This is a genomic window from Nocardia sp. NPDC051030, assembly GCF_040683015.1.
Classification (GTDB): domain Bacteria; phylum Actinomycetota; class Actinomycetes; order Mycobacteriales; family Mycobacteriaceae; genus Nocardia.
The window spans coordinates 617,882-638,273 of record NZ_JBFBCD010000005.1 but is presented as its reverse complement, the minus strand read 5'-3'; the positions used below and the strand labels follow the sequence as shown (position 1 = coordinate 638,273).

11 protein-coding genes and 1 pseudogene are annotated in these 20,392 nt (G+C 65.9%); all 12 read right to left on the bottom strand.

The genetic code is table 11. The features are described from left to right. Window positions 1-5: 5 nt before the first annotated feature. The 12 genes and pseudogenes from pks13 to AB0N05_RS20480 all read right to left on the bottom strand — a co-directional run bounded on the left by pks13 (window position 6) and on the right by AB0N05_RS20480 (window position 20,346). Complete coding sequence (gene pks13 / locus AB0N05_RS20535) at window positions 6-5,222, bottom strand: polyketide synthase Pks13 (protein ID WP_364696207.1); 5,217 nt, start codon at window positions 5,220-5,222, stop codon at window positions 6-8. 143 nt (window positions 5,223-5,365) lie between these two features. Further along, entirely contained in the window at window positions 5,366-7,288 is a 1,923-nt protein-coding gene (gene fadD32, locus AB0N05_RS20530; protein WP_364696204.1) for a long-chain-fatty-acid--AMP ligase FadD32, read from the bottom strand. Between the two features lie 492 nt (window positions 7,289-7,780). Further along, a complete protein-coding gene (locus tag AB0N05_RS20525) occupies window positions 7,781-8,761 on the bottom strand; it encodes a cutinase family protein (RefSeq protein WP_364696201.1) in 981 nt (326 codons plus the stop codon). Then, window positions 8,758-9,291 (bottom strand): DUF732 domain-containing protein, encoded by a 534-nt coding sequence (locus AB0N05_RS20520; protein ID WP_364696198.1) that lies wholly within the window; start codon window positions 9,289-9,291, stop codon window positions 8,758-8,760. Before AB0N05_RS20520 ends, AB0N05_RS20525 begins: the two co-directional genes overlap by 4 nt. A 133-nt stretch (window positions 9,292-9,424) precedes the next feature. Further along, window positions 9,425-11,437 (bottom strand): alpha/beta hydrolase-fold protein, encoded by a 2,013-nt coding sequence (locus AB0N05_RS20515; protein ID WP_364696195.1) that lies wholly within the window; start codon window positions 11,435-11,437, stop codon window positions 9,425-9,427. Window positions 11,438-11,540: 103 nt separating this feature from the next. Beyond that, the gene (locus AB0N05_RS20510) at window positions 11,541-12,563 is read right to left on the bottom strand and encodes an alpha/beta hydrolase family protein (protein ID WP_364696192.1); all 1,023 of its coding nucleotides are present in this window, start codon (window positions 12,561-12,563) and stop codon (window positions 11,541-11,543) included. 143 nt (window positions 12,564-12,706) lie between these two features. Beyond that, window positions 12,707-13,960 (bottom strand): annotated as a pseudogene (locus AB0N05_RS20505) (alpha/beta hydrolase-fold protein); the annotation flags it as partial. Window positions 13,961-14,151: 191 nt separating this feature from the next. Beyond that, window positions 14,152-15,168, bottom strand: coding sequence for an alpha/beta hydrolase family protein (locus AB0N05_RS20500; protein ID WP_364696189.1), 1,017 nt, complete (start codon window positions 15,166-15,168; stop codon window positions 14,152-14,154). Between the two features lie 299 nt (window positions 15,169-15,467). Beyond that, entirely contained in the window at window positions 15,468-16,478 is a 1,011-nt protein-coding gene (locus tag AB0N05_RS20495; protein WP_364696186.1) for an alpha/beta hydrolase family protein, read from the bottom strand. Between the two features lie 187 nt (window positions 16,479-16,665). Beyond that, on the bottom strand, window positions 16,666-17,706 hold the full coding sequence (locus AB0N05_RS20490; protein WP_364696183.1) for an alpha/beta hydrolase family protein: 1,041 nt from the start codon (window positions 17,704-17,706) through the stop codon (window positions 16,666-16,668). Between the two features lie 206 nt (window positions 17,707-17,912). After that, entirely contained in the window at window positions 17,913-19,004 is a 1,092-nt protein-coding gene (locus AB0N05_RS20485) for an alpha/beta hydrolase family protein (protein ID WP_364696180.1), read from the bottom strand. Window positions 19,005-19,272: 268 nt separating this feature from the next. After that, on the bottom strand, window positions 19,273-20,346 hold the full coding sequence (locus tag AB0N05_RS20480) for an alpha/beta hydrolase family protein (RefSeq protein ID WP_364696177.1): 1,074 nt from the start codon (window positions 20,344-20,346) through the stop codon (window positions 19,273-19,275). Between the last annotated feature and the right edge of the window lie 46 nt (window positions 20,347-20,392).

Here is a 20,392-nt window from a genome sequence, read left to right as displayed (position 1 = left end):
TGGGGCTATTTCGCGGTCGTGTCGATCTCCGCCAGTTTCTTGGTGAGATCGGCGCCGATGGTCGCGATGCGGGGCTCGTCGATGATCTGGAGGTGATCACCCGGGATGTGGATAACTTCCAGATCCGTCAGGTACTCGTCCCAACCGCCGTTCGGCATCCGCTTACCGAAACGCGGTTCCAGCTCGATCATTCCATCGTGGTAGCGGTCGGCGAGGTAAAGAACCACGTGACCGTCGTAACGCGACGGGGTGACGGCCTGGAGTTCCCGGCTCTCGATCCACGAGGTGCGCTGATGCTCGATCACGCCACCCGGAATCTTGACGCCCGCGAACTTCACGAGCTCGAGGATGATCTCGATCTGATCGGCGTCGGAAGCCGCGGCCAGTTCCTCCAGCTGCTCCTGATCCAGTTCACCATTGAAGCCATAGGTCTTCTGCGCGAAGGCCTGGAAGCGCTTGATCCGCTCCACTCGCTCCTCGGGGGAGTTGTTCTCCGGCTCGGTCGGGATGGCCAGGTCGATCAGACCGACCTCACGCACGTCAGCGCCCTCGGCACGCATGATCTGCGCGACCGTCAGCGAGAACACCGCACCCAGTGACCAGCCGTAGAAGACGTACGGCCCCTCGGGCTGACGCTTGCGGATCTCCGGAATGTACTGGCGTGCGCGCTCTTCGATGGAACCATCGACACGCTCGAAGCCGTACATGGGCGTACCTGCCGGGAGACGCTTCAGCAGCGGCTCGTAGACCAGCGTGTTGCCACCGGACGGGTGGAAGACGAAGACCGGCACCGCATCCGACCCGGCTTCCTTCGCACGCAGGGTGCGGACGAAGCCTTCGACGTCGTCGCCGTGCTCCTGGTAGGTGGCCACCACGTCGGCGATGTTTTCGATCGTTGCGCAGGCGCGGATCTCGGCGGGATCGATCTGCGCCTTGGCGCGCTCGGACAGACGCGCAACCAGCTTGTCGAAGGTGGCGTCGTCGATCTCGGGCAGCGTATTGAAGATGCCACCGGCCGACTTGCCCGTCACCATCGCCCACGTCGCGAAGACCAGCCGCTCGGGAGCGTTGCGCGGGGGAACGTTATCCGCGTCGGTCTCGGCGGGCGGCGGTGCGGCGTCGAAATCGGCTTCGGTCGCCGAAGTCTGGTCGCCCGCAAGGGCTTCCTCGGTGATCTCGGTGGCCTCGGCGACCACGTCGGTGCCCTCGGCATCGAGTCGGTCGGTCATGGTCGGCTCGGTGGTGCCGATCGAAGCTTCCGGCTTCGGCAGCACGGCCGCGGGGTCTTCACCGGCGGCCAGGGCGGCGCGGGCGGCGGAGACGAAGTCGGCGTCGACCGTGATTTCCTCACCGGCGGCCTGGCGGGCGGCGATGTCCGCGAGTTCTTCGCGATGTTCGATGGCGTAGCGGAGGACCTTGCCGACCTCCAGGAGGCTGGCGTCGCGCACGGCCTGGATCTGGAGTTGCGGGATGTCGAATTCGTATTCGACGCGGTTCTTGATGCGCATGGCCATGAGCGAGTCGAGGCCCAGTTCCATGAGCGGGATCTCCATGGGGAGGTCCTCGACGGCGTAGCCCATGGATTCGGCGACGATGATCGCCAGCCGCTGCTCGATGGACTGTGAGCCGTTCGGGTTCCAGCGCTCGCCGACGGCCTCGGCGACCTCGACCTCGGCGGCCGGGGCGGCGGTGACGGCCGCGACGGGCTGTGCCACAACCGATTCCGGCAGCGGAGCACCGGAGGTGACCACCGCGTCGAAGACCAGGCGGAAGGCGTCGCCTTCCTTGGCGTGCACCTGTACCGACGCGCCGCCCGGATGCCGGGTGAGGGTGGTGGTGAGGGTGCCCGAGGCCGGAATCACGCTGTGCGCCACCGAGGCTCCCAGCGTGACATCCGAAAGCACCTGTGCGGCAGCGGCATTCACCAGCGCGCCGAGATCGGTGACGGCTCCGGCCTGGACCTGCCATACGTGGCGGCCGTCCGGCAGCGAGACGTGCGAGCCCGGTACCTGGGTGTCGCCCGAGCCGCCGAAGCTCGCGCTCTTGGGCCAGTACTGCTTGCGCACGAACGCGGTACGCGGCACGTCCGCGTAGTCGCCCTCGGACAGCAGCGAGCTCAGGTTCACGGCGTGGCCCTGCACATACAGCTGCGCCAGCGCGGAGAGAACGCCGGAGGCCTCGTCTTCCTTGCGCTTGAGGGTCGGGATGAGCGCGGCATTGTGCACGCCCGCCGCGTAGGTGGTGCCCAGCACCTGCATGAGCGCGACCGAATTCGGCGCGAGCTCCAGGTAGGTGGTGATGCCGGTGTCCACGGCCTGGCGCACGGCATTGGTGAAGTACACCGAGCCGCGCATGTTCATGACCCAGTAGTCGACATCGTGCACGGCCGGATTGCCCGCGCGGTACACGCCGTCCTTGTGGACGGTCGAGTACAGGTCGCGCTTGAGCTTGGTCGGCTCGATGCCCGCGAGCTCGGCGGCCAGCTCGCCCAGCAGCATGTCCATCTGCGAGGTGTGCCCGGCGCCGCGGGTCGGCAGCACGCGCGCGAACTTGCCCTCGGATTCGGCGCGCGACACGATGGCGGCCACCTGATCCGGGAGTCCGCCGATGACGGTATTGGTGGGTGCGGCGTAGACCGACACCTCGATGTCCGGGTAGTCCGGCAGCAGCCGCTCGATGTCCTCGGCGCTGTACTCGACCAGCGCCATGTGGCGGACCTGGTCGTCGGTGAGCATCTGCTCGCCCTCGCCCATGAGCCGCGACCGCGAGCAGATGACCCGCACCGCGTCCTCGAGGCTCAGACCGCCCGAAATGTACGCGCCCGCAACCTCACCCATCGAGTGGCCGACCACGCCGTACGGCTCCGCGCCGTGATGACGCAGCAGCGCCGCGAGGGCGACCTGGATGGCGAAGGTGCCAACCTGGCCGGTGCCGACATCCCAGTCCTGCTCGTCGTCCAGGATCATTTCCCGGACCGAGTAACCGGCCTCGTCCTCGACCAGCACATCGACCTGATCGATGGCCTTGCGGAAGATCGAATTCTGCTGGTAGAGCGGCTTGCCCATCTTCCGGTGCGCCGCACCGAAACCGCCCATCACCCACAGCGCGCCCTTGGCGGCCGGAGCGTCGGCGGTGAACACGTTAGTGCCCGGCTTGCCCTCGGCGATCGCGCGCAGACCGGCAATGGCCTCGTCGTGCGTGGTGGCCAGCACGATGCCGCGCGAACGGCCGTGATTGCGCTTGGCTAGCGAGCGCGCCACATCCTCCAGCGGAGTCGCCTGTCCCGCTTCGGATTCCAGCCAGTCGGCCAGATCCTTGGCGGCGCGGCGACGACGCGACGGCAGGTAGGCGGACACGGGCAGGAGCAGCGGGAGCGGCTCGGTGCGAGTCCATTCCGGTTCCGGCGCAGCGGCTTCGGTGATCCGCTCGGCCTCGGACACCGGATCGGTGGCCTCGCGATCGAGATCGGCGGCCTCGTTGTCCGACTCGGGGACGGCGACGGTCGGCACGTACTCCTGGATGACCACGTGCGCATTGGTGCCACCGAAGCCGAAGCCGGAGACACCAACGGTGGCCTTACCGCTGTAGCGCGGGAATTCGGTCGGCTCCTCGACGATCTTGAGGTGCGCCTGATCCCACGGGATGAAGGGGTTCGGGCCCGAGTAGTTGATGCTCGGCGGAATGACGCCGTGCTGCAAGCCCATGATCACCTTGGCGAGGCTGGCTACGCCCGCGGCCGACTCGAGGTGACCGAAGTTCGACTTGGCCGAACCCAGCAGCGCGGGCTTGTCCGCATCGCGGCCGCGGCCGACGACCCGGCCCAACGCGTCCGCCTCGATCGGGTCGCCGATCAGGGTGCCGGTGCCGTGCGCCTCGATGTAATCGACTGTGGACGGCGGGATTCCGGCATCCCGGTAGGCCTTGCGCAGCACCTCGGCCTGCGCATCGGGGTTCGGAGCCAGCAGGCCGTTGGAGCGGCCGTCATTGTTGACCGCACTGCCCTTGATAACGGCGTAGACCTTGTCGCCGTCACGCTCGGCATCGGCGAGGCGCTTGAGCACCAGCATGCCGCCACCCTCGGAACGGACGAATCCGTCGGCGTCCTTGGAGAACGCCTTGAGGCGGCCGTCCTTGGCGATCGCGCCATTGGCCTCGAACCCGAGGGTAGGCATCGGAGCCAGCAGCATTTGCACGCCGCCCGCGAGGGCCAGATCGGAGTCGCCGAGGCGCAGTGCGCGCACGGCCTCGTGCACCGCCACGATGGTGGAGGAGCAGGCGGTGTCGATCGTCATGACCGGACCGCGGAAGTCGAAGAAGTAGGAGATGCGCGCCGGGATGATCGAGGACGCGCTGCCCATGATGCCGTAGGCCTCGGCCGACAGCGGAGTGTTCGGATCGCGCGGCGCACCCAGCGAGTTCGCGGCGATGAACGCGAAGTCGTTCGAGGTGGAGCCGATGAACACGCCGACCGGATCGCCCTTGAGCTGGCTGGCCGGAATCCTGGCGTGCTCCAAGGCTTCCCAGGTCAGTTCCAGCATGAGGCGCTGCTGCGGATCCATCCGCTCGACCTCGACCGGCGAGTGGGCGAAGAACTCCGCGTCGAAGCCCTTGATCACTTCCTGATCGAGGTAGCCGCCCTTGGTGTTCGCGTTCGCGACCGCCGCCGCCATACGCGGGACGCTGGTGAATTCCTCCCAGCGGCCCTCGGGTAGGTCGCGAATGCCGTCGCCGCGATTGATCAGGAATTCCCACGTGGATTCGGGCGTATCGCCCGCACCCGGCAGACGCGTGGACAACCCGACAATCGCGATATCGTGCGCCTCGCCCGGCTGGAATCCAGCGGTGTAGAACGAGTCGTCAGCCGATTCGGCCGGAAGATCGGGTTCCCCATTGATGATTCGTTCCGCGAGCGAACCGATGGTCGGATGCTGATAGACGACGGTCGCGTTCAGCAGGACACCGGTGAGTTCCTCGATGTCACCGCCGAGGGCGAGCGCATCCCGCGAGGCCAGGCCGAATTCCTCCATGGGCCGGTCCACGGTGATGTTCTCGAGCGGCTGCCCGGTCGCGTCGGCGACCCAGTGGCGCAGCCATTCCCGCAGTTCCTGCACCGACATATCCGCACCCGTCGGGGCGGCCTTCGGTGCGGCTGCGGCGTCGCCGGACACCGTCGGGGCAGTTTCGGTCGTCTGGGTGGGGACCATGTCCTCGTTCTCAGCCATCAGTTCCTCAAGTTACCTGTCTGCGTACGGTGCGCGGCAGAATTGTTGAGATCCTCGCTGTTCCGCCTGGTTGCGGCGGGTGCGATAACCATGAATGGCGCGGTCCGGATCGGGCCGCGCCATTCACCAGTGAGGTAGGTACCTCACTCCTCGTCTGGTGCATCGGGGAAAGCCTGCTGCGTGTAACCACCACGCAGTGTGCCTTCCAGGTATGCCGCCTTGCAGGCGCGACGCGCGATCTTGCCGCTGGAGGTTCGCGGAATCGATCCGGCCGGCACCAAAAGGATGTCACGCGCGGTGACACCGTGCCGCTGGGAGATCGCGCCACGCACCGCGTCGGCGATCGGGCCCGGATCGGCCTTACCGGCGCCGGGACCACGCTCGGCCACGATCACCAGCTGCTCGGAGGCATCGTCGGCGTCGTAGCTGATGCCCGAATGGCTGTCCTGCGCAAAGACTTCGGCGGGCAGCTGGTTGGCCGGGACCGCGAAGGCCGCGATGTAGCCGGGGCGCAGCGCCTTCGAGGACTCCTCGGCGGAGAACTCGATGTCCTGCGGGTAGTGGTTGCGGCCGTCCACGATGACCAGGTCCTTGACGCGGCCTGTGATGTAGAGCTCGCCGTCGTAGTAGACGCCGTAGTCACCGGTGCGCAGCCAATTGCCCTCAGCGGGGACGCCTTCGGCGTGGCTGCCCTCGGCGACCCGGTTGACCAGGCGATTGCGGAAGGTGTTCTGGGTTTCCTCGGCGCGACCCCAGTAGCCGATGCCCATATTGTTGCCGTGCAGCCAGATCTCGCCGACCCGGCCCTCGGGCAGCTCGCAAGCGCCGTCGGGATTGTCGATCGAATCCTGGTCCACGATGGCCGCCCACTGCGACAGCGCCACATAGCCGCAGGAGACCTGCGCGATGGCGTTCTCGTGGCCCTGCTCGACCCGCACCATGCGACCGGCATTGAGCTCGTAGCGGTCGACGTAGATGTGCTTGGCCTCGTCCTCGTGCCGGGTGGCCGACACGAACAGGGTGGCCTCGGCCATGCCGTAGCAGGGCTTGATGGCGGTCTTGGGCAGGCCGTACGGCGCGAACGCGTCGTTGAACTTCTTCATCGACTTGGTGGTCACCGGCTCGGAGCCGTTGATCAGGCCGATCACGTTCGACAGGTCGAGTTCCTCGCCCGGCTTGGGCAGGCCGCGGGCGGCGGCATGCTCGAAGGCGAAGTTCGGTGCGGCGGCGAAGGTTCCGGCGCCGTCGGACACCGCGGCCAGCTCATTGATCCACCGCGACGGGCGGCGCACGAACGAGGCCGGCGACATGATGGTGATGTACTTGCCGCCCACGGCGGGCAGGATCACCGTCAGCAGACCCATGTCGTGGTAGAGCGGCAGCCAGGTGACACCGCGCGAGTTCCAGTTCAGGTCCAGCGCGTTCACCATCTGAAGCACATTGGTACCGACCGCCCGGTGCGTGATTTCCACGCCCGCCGGGACGCGTGTCGAACCGGAGGTGTACTGCAGGTAGGCGATATCGTCTACCGCGATATCGGGGCGGATCCACGAATCACCGACAGCGTCGGGAATCGCATCCACCGCGATGATGCGGGGCCGCTGCGCAGCCGGCAGCGAACGGAAGAACTGGCGCACACCGGCGGCCGAGGAGCTGGCCGTCAGGATCGCCGAGGGAGTGCAGTCACCGAGCACAGCATGCAGCCGATCGGTGTGACCCGGCTCGTCCGGATCGAACAACGGCACCGCGATGGTGCCCGCATAAATGGCGGCGAAGAAGGAGATCACGTAGTCCAGACCCTGAGGGGCCAGGATCGCGACACGATCACCCCGCTTGGTCACCTGTTGCAGTCTGGCGGCCACCGCGCGCAGCCGAGTGCCGAACTGACTCCAGGTCAGGTCCTGATACTCACCGTCGCGCTCGCGTGAGTAATCGATGTAGCGGTACGCCAGATCATCTGCGTCGTTGCCGTGGGTGTGCTTCTCGACGTAGTCGACGAGGGTACGGCCCTCGGGGATCGTGATGTTCCCCGTTTCGTCGAGGTAATCGTCGAAAGTCTCGTCCATTCCTTCTTCTCCTCCAAGGCACACGCGGCATGCGGCATAGCCGCTGTTACCTGTGAGGCCCAGACTCTTCGCCCGCGGGAGCTCCATGCGAGAGCCAACCTGCAGAATTGTGTTGCGGTCTGCGCGGTGACCGTCTATTGGCTAGATGTTCTCAAACCAGAGACATGTTACAGAGGAGCCGCCCTGCCATGCTCTGGAGCGGCCAAACATATCCCAGCTCACTCGACTCGCGTTAACGGGATCACCGGTGCGAATGCCGTCCTGTGGACGGGGTATACCCCCGCCGCGGGACACAGATGTGAGTTGCCGCACGGGCAGGGTGCGATCGGCGATTTCGACGAGTGTGCCGATCACCACATGCGACGTGGTCGCCGTCATGAACCACCTGCTCCTGGCTGTCCGGATTGCGCTGCGGCACAAAGCCGGTGCCGCAACTCGGAGCACTCTACAACGTGACCCTGAAACTGGGGGGTCTGCCGAGTGCCGCCAAGGTCAGGAGTGCGCGGGATGCGGCGCATTGTCGATCAGGCCCGACGCCCAGTTGACCGTCCACTGGGTCGCGGTGGTCCCGTCGTCCTGCACCTTGAAGCCGTTGTAGAGGCTGTGCACCGGATTGCCCGCGGCCTTCACCAGGACGTTCAGGCTGCCGAGGATATTGCCCGGACTGAGCGCCTGGTTCGGGGCGTCGCAGACCATATCGCCGGGTGCGCAGATGGTGTAGGTGCGGCCGACCAGCTCGCCGAAGCCGCCGCGATCGCCGGTCATGGTGATGCCCGGGACATTGAGGCCCTTGAGCGCGACCTCCGCGCCGACCCCGGCCGGGGATTCGCCGATCTCGATGGCCTTACCGCCCTCACCGTCGTCGCGGCGGCCGTCGGCGAGGGTCGTCACGCCCAGCACCTTGTTCGCCGGGACCGGGCCCTTGCCCTGACCGATCTGCGCGGCCACATCGCCCGCGATCACCGCGCCCTGCGAGAAGCCCACGATCACGTACGAGGTGAGCGGGCAGGCCTTGTAGGTGGCCGCGAGCTTGTCGGTGGCCCGCTGGGTGCCCTCGGAACGGCTGTTGTTGTAGGAGGCCTGCCCGTCCGGCGGCAGCGCGATGGGATTGGAGAACTGCGCCACGTACGGAACCGTGTAGACCTCCACCCGCTCGTTCGGGAACTTCTCCCGGATCGGGTTGGAGATATTGAGCATGAGCGACGCCGGATTCGCGGTCGGGTTGTAGGGGTCGTCATTGCTGTTCGACTCCCACGTGCCCGGCACCGACAGGAACAGCACATCCGGGCACGTGGCCGGTTGCGAGGTGGGTTCCTTGGGCGGTTTGGTCCCCGGACCGGGCACCCGCAGCCGGCCCGCCAGCAGGTACCAGAGCAGCAGCGCCACAATGATCGCGATCACGATCAGGGCGATGAGCAGCAGGCATCCCGCCGGCTTGGACCGGCGTCCGGGGCGGCGTCGCGTCGTGGTCACTTGTTGCAGTAACTCGCGGTCGCGACGTCGACGTAGATCTTGCCGGCCTGATCGACCGACATCTTCGACTCGTCGAAGGACGGATCCGAACCGGCGATCGCGGTCACGTAGGTCAGGATCTGCTCATCCGTCGCGCCACCGGACTTGCCCTGGCACACCAGGTTTCCCGCGGTGAGGGCGATATCCGAGGAAGCCGGGCTGATGCCCTTCTTCTTCAGCTCCTCCAGGAACGTCTTGTCCTTGTCGGTGAGCGCCGGGGCATTGCTGGGCGTGGTGATGAACTGCGACGGCACCGGCTGCGGGCGCTCGGCCGCGACGCTGGTGGTCGGGGCGGTCTCCGGCGCGGACTGATCCGTGGACGGTGCGTCACCGCCGGGGGTGGTGGGTGCCACGGCGCTGGCCTTGGTCGTGGTCGGGGCCAGCGTGGGCGTACTCGTCGCGGTGGAATCACTATTGCCGCAGGCTGCGAGCAGTCCGGCGGCAGCGACTGCGGCCACCATGCCGAAAACCTTTCCACGGGTCCGATGCATTTATTCGTTTCCTTGATCTGTCTGCGGGCACAAGGTCGCAACCAGGCTAGCGGCAAGCCGCCTCGCTGCGCCCCCCTCGCGATACACCCTCACACACTTCTCAGGACGAGTCAGCACCACTTCTCAGGACAAGTCAGTTCGGCCGGACATCCGGTCCGAGCGCCGGGATGGGCAGCGGCAGGCCCTCGATCGGGAGCGGGAGACCCTCCACCGATTCCGGCCGGGCGGCGGGTTGCGGCTGGACCTGCGGTTGCGCCGCGGGCGCGGGAGCGACGGGCGCTCCGATCGGGCGGCCGTCCAGGCCGAGCACCTGGGCCTTGCCGTCGCGCACCTGGATGGAACCGCCCTGGAAATTCTGCTGGGTCGCGCCCGCCGGGTTCTGGCCCTCATCGCTGATCGGGTAGCCGAGGACGCCGTTCTCGAAGCCGAGCGCACTCCACGCGTCCATGATCGGGCCATTGCGCACACCCCAGGAGCCCGAGAGCGGACTCCAATAGATATTGCCGCCCTCGAACCGGGAGAACCGGCCCAGATCCTTCAGCGCGCCTTCCTCGGCGATCGGGAAGCCGTACGGACTGTTCTCGAAACCGACCTGCGCGTACTTGCCGAGCACCAGGCCCTGCACCAGATGCGCGCCCGTCTTGGCGCTGAAGTACATCGGACCGTGCTCGAAGCCCTGGACCACGCCGTCCTTGTTCGGGGTGCGCTGCTCCGGGCTGTTCGGGTAGCCCGCCGGGCCGCGTTCGAAGCCCTGCTTGCCCCATTCGTCGAGGACCGCGCCGCGGATCATCTGCGCGCCGGTCTGCGGAGTCCAGTAGATGGAACCGCTCTGGAAGGTCTGCCAGCGGCCGCGGCCGTCGGGCAGCGCCTGCTCGACGCCGGTCGGGAAGCCCAGCCCGCTGCCCGCACCGCTGAGGCCCGCGTAGCTGCCACCGATCGCACCGGCCACCGGGCGCGCGCCGGTGGCGGGCGAGAAGTAGACCTGGCCGCCGCGGAAGTCCTGCACCACGCCGCCCTGCACCGGGTACTCACCGGTGAGGCAGTCGCCGAGCCAGTTGTTGCCCTGCACGACTCCGGCGATCGCGCCGCCGACCTTGCAGTCGGTGAGCGCGGTGTCCACGCCCAGCGCGGTGGCCGTCTGCGCCCAGGACTGCCGCATCTCGAAATCCCAGTACGGCCACGAATGTGTGCCGGAGGGACGGTAATTCACCGAGACCGGGATGGTCAGCTTGTTCAGCTTGGCCACGAAGTTCTGCGAGCTCAGCCGGGACAGGATCTCCAAGCCCATGCCCGCGTAATTGGTGGTGATGCCCGGAATATCGGAGGCCGGATCACTCGCGCCCGCGGAGCCGCTGCCGCTGGATACGTACAGGCTCAAGCCCTTCAGCTTGTCGGCCAGCTCGTACGGATCGTGTTCCTTCCACGCCGGATTGGTCGGCGGACCGAACATGGCATTCGAGTCGTAGCCGCCCGCGTCGTGCATGGCGAAATTGACCATCTGCGGCATGCCGAGCGAGGTGAGGGTCAGGAAGCCGGAGTAGGAGGCGGCGTGCCGCACCCAGCCGGGGTTGCGGGCGGCCAGCATCATGGCGGCCGTGCCGCCCATCGAAAGTCCGGCCACGCCACGCACATTGGTGGCGCGCCACTGGCTTTCCAGCAGCGGCGGCAGTTCCTTGGTGAGGAAGGTTTCCCACTTGTAGTTGTGGCCGTTGAACGGTTGCTGCCAGTCGGTGTAGAAGCTGGACTGGCCGCCGATCGGCAGCACCACGGTGATGTTCTTGTCGGCGAAGAACCCGGCCGCGCCGGCATCCTTGGTCCAGCCGTTCTCCTCGTCGGTGGCGCGCAGACCGTCCAGCATGAACATGACCGGGAACTTGGCGTCGGTGCGGTTGTGCCAGTCGCGCGCGAGCAGCAACTGGACTTCGACGGGGCTGCCGGACGCGGGCGAGTTCACCCACAGCGACACCCGGCGATCGCTCAGCCACTGCACCTTTTGGACGGTCGCCGGGACGGGCGCGGCATCGGGTTCGGCCACCGCCGGGGCAATGCCCACGACAGTGCCCGCGACCAGTGGAAACACCACGGCCGCGGCGCACGCCGTCCAGCGCCGGCGAGCCCGCTTCGTCCCACTGACAACTCCAACCACACAAGTGTTGTACCCCCGAAAGGGTTCGTCGCCCGGTAGGACGCGCGGAAACCGGACCTACTTCAGCAAACGACCAGTTTCTCTACCGGCTACCGATTTCCTGCTACTGAACGCCCAGCGCAGCCAGGATGTCGGGCCGGGCGTTTTCCAGCTGGTCCTGCCAGTAGCCCCACGAATGCGTGCCCTTGGTCTGCAGGTTGTAGTGCGCGCCGATATCGAGGGAATTCAGGCGGGCCATGAAGGAGATGGTGTTCACCATCGACAGCGCCTCCAGGGCAACGGCATTGACGGTATTGAAGACATTGACCGCGGAGTCCACCTGGTCGTGCACGCCGAGCACGCCCCATGAGGACGAGACGTACATGGGCAGGCCGCGCAGCTGCGGCGCGAAGACGAACGGATCCATGCGTAGCCAGGCCGGGCTCCACGGCCAGGCCATGGAATCCACATTGAAGCGCCCGGCGTCGAGCATCGCGATGCGAATGGCCTCCCGCATGCCCGGCGCGGAGATGTTCAGATAGCCGGAGAAGGAGGAGGCGTGCTGGAACTGATCGCGGTGATAGGCGGCCAGGGCCAGTGCGGCGCTGCCGCCCATGGAGAGTCCGGCCACCGCGTTATTGGTGCGCGAGACGCCGTAGCCCTCGAGGAAGGCGGGCAGCTCCTCGGTCAGGAAGGTCTCCCAGCGATAGGTGAACTTCTGGCCATTGGTGCTCGATGGCGATCGCCAGTCGCTGTAGAAACTGGACTGGCCGCCGACCGGCATCACCAGGGTGACATTGTCCTGCGCGAACATTTGCAGCGCATTGGTTTCGAAGGTCCAGGCATTGAAGTCCTCGCGCGCCCGCAGGCCGTCGAGGAGATACAGCGCCGCGTCACCGCCGTGCGCGGCCCACTGCACCTGCACCTTGATCGGTCCCATGCTGGAGGGGACCATCAGCTCCTCGAACCCGCCCTCCGGGGTGGCTCGGTGCGCTATGCCGTGCCCGGGGACCGCCATGGCGGGAGCGGCCAATCCGGGCAAAGCGATCACGGCGGCCGTGGCCGCCAATAACTTTCGCCAGCGCAATGCGACTGGAAAGCGCGATTTCGATACCGAATTCGGGCATGACTCACCCTGTGCTGTCATGAGATTGAGCTCCTGAACCGCAAGGGAACGCTGTTAAACGTGACGGGCGTCACGGACCCGGAGCACTTTACCGCCGGTTGCGCCGCAACTGGCGGGTATCTCTTTCAGCTGGCGTGTATCTCGGCTTTTCCGTCGGCGAAAGTGATGTAGCCGTGCTGGAAATTCTGACGCGCTCCGCCCGGAATGGGTGTTTCGTCGCCTATCGGAAATCCCAGTCTCCCAGTCGGTCCCGACGCGCCCTCGTACGCGCCGCCGATCATGCCGCCCACCGCATGCGCGCCGCCCTCGGCCGACCACAGCACCCGGCCGCCCCGGAAATCCTGCGCCGCACCGCCCGCCACCGCGAATTCCCCGGTCAGACAGTCGCCCAGCCAGGATTTACCCAGTGCCACAGGCAGAATCGCCCCCGCCGCGGCACAATCCGGTTTGGCCGCCTCCACACCGAGCGCGGCCGCCGCCTGCGGCCAGGACTGCCGCATCTCGAAATCCCAGTACGGCCACGAATGCGTCCCGGACGGACGGTAATTCACCTGCACCGGAATGCTCAGCTTGTTCAGCTTGGCCACGAACTGCAAGGACGACAGCCGCGCCAGCACTTCCAAGGCCATGCCCGCCCAATTGGTGCTCACGCCCGGAATGCCGGACGGAATGTCATTGGCCCCGGCCAAACCGCTGCCGCTGGACACGTACAGGCTGATCCCCTTGAGCTTCTCGGCCAGCGCGTGCGGATCGTGCGACGCCCATTCCGCGTCGGTGGCCGAGCCCCACATGGCATCGGAGTCGTAGCCGCCCGCATCCTTCATGGCGTACTGAATCGCCTGCGGCATACCGAGAGTGGTGAGGGTCAGATTCCCGGAGAAGGAGGCCGCGTAGCGCACGAATCCGGGATTGCGGCCCGCCAGGCTCATGGCCGCGGTGCCGCCCATGGACAGGCCCGCCAGGCCGCGCACATTGGTGGTGCGCCAGTCACGATCCAGGAGCGGCGGTAATTCCTTGGTGAGGAATGTTTCCCACTTGTAGGTCTTGCCATTGTCCGGGCGCTTCCAGTCGGTATAGAAGCTCGCGGCCCCGCCGACCGGCAATACGACAGTGATGTTCTTGTCCGCGTAGAACGCCTCCGCCCCGGCGTCCTTGGTCCAGCCGCTCTGATCGTCGGTGGCGCGCAGGCCATCGAGCATGAACAGGGCTGGGAATTTGCTGTCCGGCTTGCCGTTCCAGTCCCTGGCCAGCAGCAGCTGCACCTGAATCTGGGTGCCCATCGAGGGTGAATCCACCCACAGGGCCACCCGTCTATCGGTCAGCCACACCACATTCCGGATCGCGGGCGTCGACTTCGGTGGCACGGCTACGGGATCGGCCTGCGCCGTCACCCCCGTCGCCAGCACCGTCGTACCCATCACAAGTACCGAAGTGGCCGCCGCGAACGCCGCGAATCCGCGGCGTCCCCGTCTCCCCCATCTACCAATCGCCACACGTGTCACAGTAGTTTTCTACCCCGCCGGGGCGAATCATGGGGAGCCACAAGAAAACCGGCCACCCCGTAGGGTGGCCGGTTCCTGGTTTTTCGATCGGGCGCGAGCCCGGTGTATCAGCCGTTCAGCGCGGCCAGGATGTACGGGCGAGCCTTGAAAAGCTCCTGCTCCCAGTTCTTCCAGTTGTGCACACCGGCACCCGGGTAGTCGTAGACCGCATTGATGCCCAGCGAGTTCAGGCGAGCCTGGAACAGGCGGGTGGTGACCATCGAGATCGCCTCGATGCCCATGGCATTCGCGGTATTGAAGACGCCGACCGCCGAGTTCGGGGCATCCGTGGGCAGACCGTTGGCCGCCGAGATGTACATCGGCAGGTTCTTCAGCTGCGGCGCGAAGACCGCGGGGTCCATGCGCAGCCAGGCCGGGCTCCACGGCGCGGCCATCGAGTCCACATTGAAGCGACCGGAGTCCAGCATCATGACCCGGATCGCCTCACGCATGCCGGGGGCATTCCAGTTCAGCGGGCCGGAGAAGGAAGAGGCGTGCTTGAACTGGTCGCGGTGGAAAGCAGCCAGGCGAAGCGCGGCCGGGCCGCTCATCGACAGGCCCACCACGGCGTTATTGGTGCGCGAAACACCGTAACCCGCAAGGAAATCGGGGAGTTCCTTGGTCAGGAAGGTTTCCCACTTGTAGGTGTACTTCTGACCATTGGTATTGCTGGCCGAGGTCCAGTCCGCATACCAGCTGGACTGACCGCCGACCGGCATCACCAGGGTGACATCGTCGTTCTCGAACTGCTGCTGTGCGTTCGTCTCGAACGACCAGGCGTTCTGATCATCGCGGGCCCGGAGGCCGTCGAGTAGGTAGATGGCCTTGTTGCTGCCGTTGCTGGCCCACTTCACCTGGACCTTGACCGGCCCCATTTCCGAGGGGACCATCAGCTCGTCATAGCCACCGGCGGGCGTGCGATGCACGGGCCCGGCCACGGGAACGGCCATTGCGATAGTAGGAGCCGCCACAGCCGCTGCGGTCGGGATGGCCAGTGCCGCGGCGCTCGCAGCCAGAAGTCGTGCGCCCCAGCCGCGGTGAGCCTGACGGCTCGCCTCCGGCACGACGGACCTGCCGAAACGCATGGATACTGCTCCTTCTCTACACCTAAAAGTTTTCAGTTGTCTCGCGTATGAGCGCATGGCGAAGCCACCGCACACATACCCGATCAGCACTCACAGCGAATCCCGACGCTTCGATGTGAGTACAGCGCCACCACGTTTGGTCACACTTGCTCGCTGGAGGGTATTCGACCGTCCGAGCGGTTGGCAAGGTCACGCTAATGAGTGACCGATTCCGACTATCAAGTTCCGGCCGTAATCGTGCGGTGACCTTATCGCGAATCGCTGGTGATGTCGCGACAACGGCGGGAAAATCCTTACGTTCAACCGATGTTGGCGCTCATGTCCGGCAGCATCTTGTAGACCTGATCCGCCCAGTAGCCCCAGCTGTGCACGCCTTCCGGGGTGTAGTCGAAGACCACATTGCTCGGGCCGAGCGAGTCCATCCGCGCTTGGAAGGCGCGAGTATTGGCTAACGCGATGGTCTCCAGCCCCGCCGCATTGGTGAGGTTGTAGGCATCGAGCGGAGTGCGCACCACATCCCGCTGTCCGGGAAGGCCGTTACCGCTGGACACCCACAGCCGGGTTCCGTTGGCGCGCAGTATCGGCGCGAATACGAAAGGATCGTTGCGCAGCCACAATTCGCTCCACGGCGGACCCCACATGCAGTCGATGTTGTAGCCGCCCGCATCCAGCAGCGCCGCACGCAACGCCTCCCGCATGCCCGGCGCGGAGATATTCAGATAACCGGAATATGATGCGGCATAACGGAACTGATCCGGGTGATACGCTGCCAGCACGAGTGCGGCGCTACCGCCCATCGACAAGCCGAACACGCCGTTCCCGCGCGGATTGAAACCCAGCCGGGCCGAGAGCGCATTGCGGAGGTCCCGGGTCAGAAAGGTCTCCCAGGCATAAGGCACGGTCTGCCCATTCGTATTGCTCGGCGTCATCCAGTCCGAATAGAAGCTGGACTGACCTCCCACCGGCATAACGACATTGATGTTCCAGGCCGTCAGCACCCGCTCGATATCGGTGTCGATCTCCCAGCCGGACAGATCATCGCGGGCGCGCAATCCATCGAGCGCGTACACCACGCGCTGCGTATTGCCGTCCTGCGCGCGGAAGATGCGCGACTTGATCGGGCCCATGCTCGAATCGACCCAGAAGTCGTGCCCGCCCGGATCGAAGGAAGCCGCCGCGGGTGGCGCTCCCCCGCCCATCGCCACTGCCCACGGCAGTGCCAGCGCGAGGGCCAGCCCCGCCGCCGAGCGGCGCAACACCGTGCGCCCATGCCGAACCGCCACCGACCCGACCAACCGCACAGACCGCATCGACTCGCCTTTCGTGATCACCGTTGACCACATACGAAACGCAGGAACTGCTGCCGCTCTGAACTTCTCTATAGGCCCGTATTCGGAGCCGACGACCGGTGAAACACCTCGGGATGCGCAATCGTAACTATCCGTAGCGCGGGAAGGCCCCCACCATAATCGGTGGAGGCCTTCCTTATCAGCGTATTTACCCGATATTGGCCGACATGTCCGGAATCATCCGATATGCCTCGTCTTGCCAGTTCGTCCAGGCGTGCAGGCCCGTCGGCGGGAAGTCGTAGACGACATTTCTCGCACCGAGCGAGTCCATTCGGAGTTGGAAGGCACGGGTATTCGCCAGTGCCAGGCCTTCGAGTGGCGCGCCTCGGATCAAGCGGTCCGCGGCCATGCCGAGCGGGATGTCGAGGTCCTGTTGCATCGGCGTACCGCTACCCGCCGCGATCCACAGCCGGGTGTTGTTCCCGATCAGGGTGGGGGCGAAGACGAACGGGTCCATGTGGAACCACTGCGGGCTCCAGGGTGGGGCCATCGAGTCCACGTTGTAGCCGCCCGCGTCGAGCATGGCGGTGCGGATGGCCTCCCGCATGGAGGGCGCGGAGATGTTCAGATAGCCCGAGAACGAGCCCGCGTAGCTGAACTGGTCCGGATGGTAGGCCGCCAGCACCAGCGCGGCGCTGCCGCCCATGGACAGGCCGAACACGCCATTGCGATTCGGGTTGAACCCCAACCGGTCTCGCAGCGCCCAGCGCAGCTGATTGGTCAGGAACGACTCCCAGTCGTACCGGTAGCTCTTGCCGGGGCCCGCACCGAACATCTCGGTCGCGCCCGAACCGGTCTGCGCCGACGATCCGCCACCCGGTATGCCGAAGAACGAACTGGGCGCGGCCCAGTCGGCGTAGAAGCTGGACTCGCCGCCGACCGGCATGACCACATTGATGTTCCAGCTGCTCAGGACGTTCCCGACATTGGTGTCGTTCTCCCAGCCATTGAGGAGCTCGGTGGCGCGCTGGCCATCCAGGGCATACACGACACGACTCGTGTTCCCATCGGCCGCGCGGAAGATCCGCGTCTTGATCGGACCCATGACCGGAGAGTCCACCCAGAAATCGAAGGCGCCCGGGTCGAAAGCCGCCGTGGCCGAGGGAGTTCCGGCCATGGTGACTCCGAGTGGTAGCAGCAATGCTGCCGCTATTCCCAGTACCGCCCGTTTGAAACCGCTACCCCGCATCGACCTAGCCCTCTCGTTGGAGCTGAAATCCCGATCCCGCAGTAATATTCTTCGATCCTGAAGGAGTATCGAACCACCTATTCGGCATCTTTGGGCGGATCCCGATAGCGAGTCTCGAATGCGGCCTCCCCGAAACGCACTGCGCCCCGTTCCGAATGGAACGGGGCGCAGGGTTCTTGCGAGTGCGGGTTAGCGCAACAAAGCAGCTATCCGATGTTGTTGGACAGGTCCGGGATCATCCGGTAGACCTCGGCCGCCCAGTTGTTCCAGTTGTGGACACCGGTGCCGGGGAAGTCATAGGTGACATTGCCCGCGCCGATGGCCGCCATGCGGACCTGGAAGGCGCGAGTGTTGGCCAGGGCCAGGGCCTCCAGCGGCATGCCCTGGATCACCGACATCACCGAGGTGACATCGCTCGCGGCGGGGATGGCGCTCGCGGCGGAGATCCACAGGCGAGTGTTGTTGTCCTTCAGGCGCGGCGCGAAGACGAAGGGGTCCATGCGCAGCCACTGCGGGCCCCACGGCGGAGCCATCGAGTCCACGTTGTAGCCGCCGGCGTCGATCATGGCGAGGCGGATGGCCTCACGCATGCCGGGCGCGGAGATGTTCAGATAGCCCGAGAACGCACCCGCGTAGCTGAACTGGTCCGGGTGGTAGGCGGCCAGCGTCAGTGCGGCAGAGCCGCCCATGGACAGGCCGAACACGCCATTGCGGTTCGGGTTGAAGCCGAGTCGCGCGCTGAGCGCATTGCGCAGGTCCTGGGTCAGGAAGGTCTCCCAGGTGTAGCGGTAGCTCTTGCCGGGGCCGCCGGAGAGCATCTGGAGGCCGCCCGAACCCGAGGAGGAGCCCGACGCCGAGCCCGAGGAGGACAGCGTGCCCGAGCCGGAGGCCGAACCGGAGCCGTCACCCGAGCCGAGAATGCTGCTCGCGGCGTTCCAGTCGGCGTAGAAGCTGGACTGGCCGCCGACCGGCATGACGACATTGATGTTCGCGGCGGTCAGCGCCCGCGCCACATCGGTGTCGTTCTCCCAGCCATTGAGGTCCTGGCGGGCACGCATGCCGTCCAGGGCGTACACGACGCGGGAGGTATTGCCGTCGGCCGCACGGAAGATGCGGGACTTGACCGGACCCATGGAGGCCGAGTCGACCCAGAAGTCGAAGGCGGACGGATCGAATGCCGCATTGGCGGAGCCTGCTCCCGCCACCGACACCAATGGCATCAGCATCGCCAGAGCGACACCCACCACGGATTTCTTGAGCCAACCGCCGCGGGAACTCTGACGTCTCTCGCCTCGCATATGCCTGTCCGGCCTTTCGTGTCATCGGCTTGTTCTGTCCACCGCAAGTTCGTGACCACGGCAGAGGTCTCGGGGAGCCTATCGTGCTGGCACCAACAGGGCGTTATCAGTTCGTGACAAAAGTGACGCGGGCCACGGTTTACCCGGAATGTGGCGCAGGACTGTGCCTCGTAAGGGCTCGAGAGACACAATCCGTCACGTCAGACTCATGCTTACGCGCTATAACTCCTGGACTTACATTGTTGTGATTCTCGGGGGCGCACTTTTCTCACCCGATATTCGCGGAGAGATCGGGCAGCATCTTGGTCAATTCGGCATTCCAATTGATCCAGTTGTGCACGCCCAGCGCCGGGAAGTCATAAGTGACATTACCGCCGCCCAGGCTGGCGTACCGGGACTGGAAGGACTTGGTGCCGACCAGCGCGACCGCCTCGATGCCCATAGCATTGACGGTGGAGGCATTGATGCCGTCGATCGAGGAGGGCAGGCCGCTACCCGCCGAGATGTACAGGCGGGTGTTGTTGGCCTTCAGCTTGGGCGCGAACTGGAAGGGGTCCAGGTGCGCCCACTTCGTATCCTTCGACGAGGCCATCGCCTCGATGTTGTAGCCGCCGCAGTCGATCATGGCGACCCGGATGGCATCGCGCATGCCGGGCACGGACAGGCTCAGCGCGCCGGAGAAGGAACCCGCGTAGATGAACTGGTCCGGATGGAAGGCCGCCAGCATGAGCGCGGAACCGCCACTCATGGACAGGCCGAACACGCCATTGCGAGTCACGCTGAAGCCCAGGCGATCTCGCAAGGCATTGCGCAGGTCCGTGGTCAGGAAGGTTTCCCATTTGTAGGTGGAGGACTTGCCGGGGCCGCCGGAAAGCACCTGTGTGCCACCGGAACCGGAGGTGCCCGCATTCGCGCCCGCGGAACTGCCGAGGAAGGTGCTGGGTGAGTTCCAGTCCGCGTACCAGCTGGATTGGCCGCCGACCGGCATGACCACATTGATGTTCGCGGCGGTCAGGGCGCGAGAGGCTTCGGTCTCGATCTCCCAGCCATTGAGGTCGTCGCGGGCGCGCTGGCCGTCCAGTGCATAGACCACTCGGTTTGTATTGCCGTCTGCCGCACGGAAAATGCGTGACTTGATCGGGCCCATAGCGGAGTCCACCCAGAAGTCGAACCCATCCGTATTGAGCGCCGCATTCGCCGGACCGGCGGCGATCGCCGACGCCCCGAACGGCAACATGGTCGCCAGCGCCAACCCCAGCACCGACTTCTTCAGCCAGCTCCGGGACCTCGAAAATCCCTGTCCCCGTGCATGTCCCGACCGAGCCCCACCGTTCACAGCCATGCCCCGCATATTCGTTCCGGCCTTTCGTCCGAGCGCCCGGGTCCCC

What these genes read in the sequence shown, in the direction of transcription:
- AB0N05_RS20480 (WP_364696177.1), bottom strand. Translation starts at nt 20,346, where the DNA reads ATGGCTGTGAACGGTGGGGCTCGGTCGGGACATGCACGGGGACAGGGA.
- AB0N05_RS20485 (WP_364696180.1), bottom strand. Translation starts at nt 19,004, where the DNA reads ATGCGAGGCGAGAGACGTCAGAGTTCCCGCGGCGGTTGGCTCAAGAAA.
- pks13 (WP_364696207.1), bottom strand. Translation starts at nt 5,222, where the DNA reads ATGGCTGAGAACGAGGACATGGTCCCCACCCAGACGACCGAAACTGCC.
- AB0N05_RS20520 (WP_364696198.1), bottom strand. Translation starts at nt 9,291, where the DNA reads ATGCATCGGACCCGTGGAAAGGTTTTCGGCATGGTGGCCGCAGTCGCT.
- AB0N05_RS20490 (WP_364696183.1), bottom strand. Translation starts at nt 17,706, where the DNA reads ATGCGGGGTAGCGGTTTCAAACGGGCGGTACTGGGAATAGCGGCAGCA.
- fadD32 (WP_364696204.1), bottom strand. Translation starts at nt 7,288, where the DNA reads ATGGACGAGACTTTCGACGATTACCTCGACGAAACGGGGAACATCACG.
- AB0N05_RS20495 (WP_364696186.1), bottom strand. Translation starts at nt 16,478, where the DNA reads ATGCGGTCTGTGCGGTTGGTCGGGTCGGTGGCGGTTCGGCATGGGCGC.
- AB0N05_RS20500 (WP_364696189.1), bottom strand. Translation starts at nt 15,168, where the DNA reads ATGCGTTTCGGCAGGTCCGTCGTGCCGGAGGCGAGCCGTCAGGCTCAC.
- AB0N05_RS20510 (WP_364696192.1), bottom strand. Translation starts at nt 12,563, where the DNA reads ATGACAGCACAGGGTGAGTCATGCCCGAATTCGGTATCGAAATCGCGC.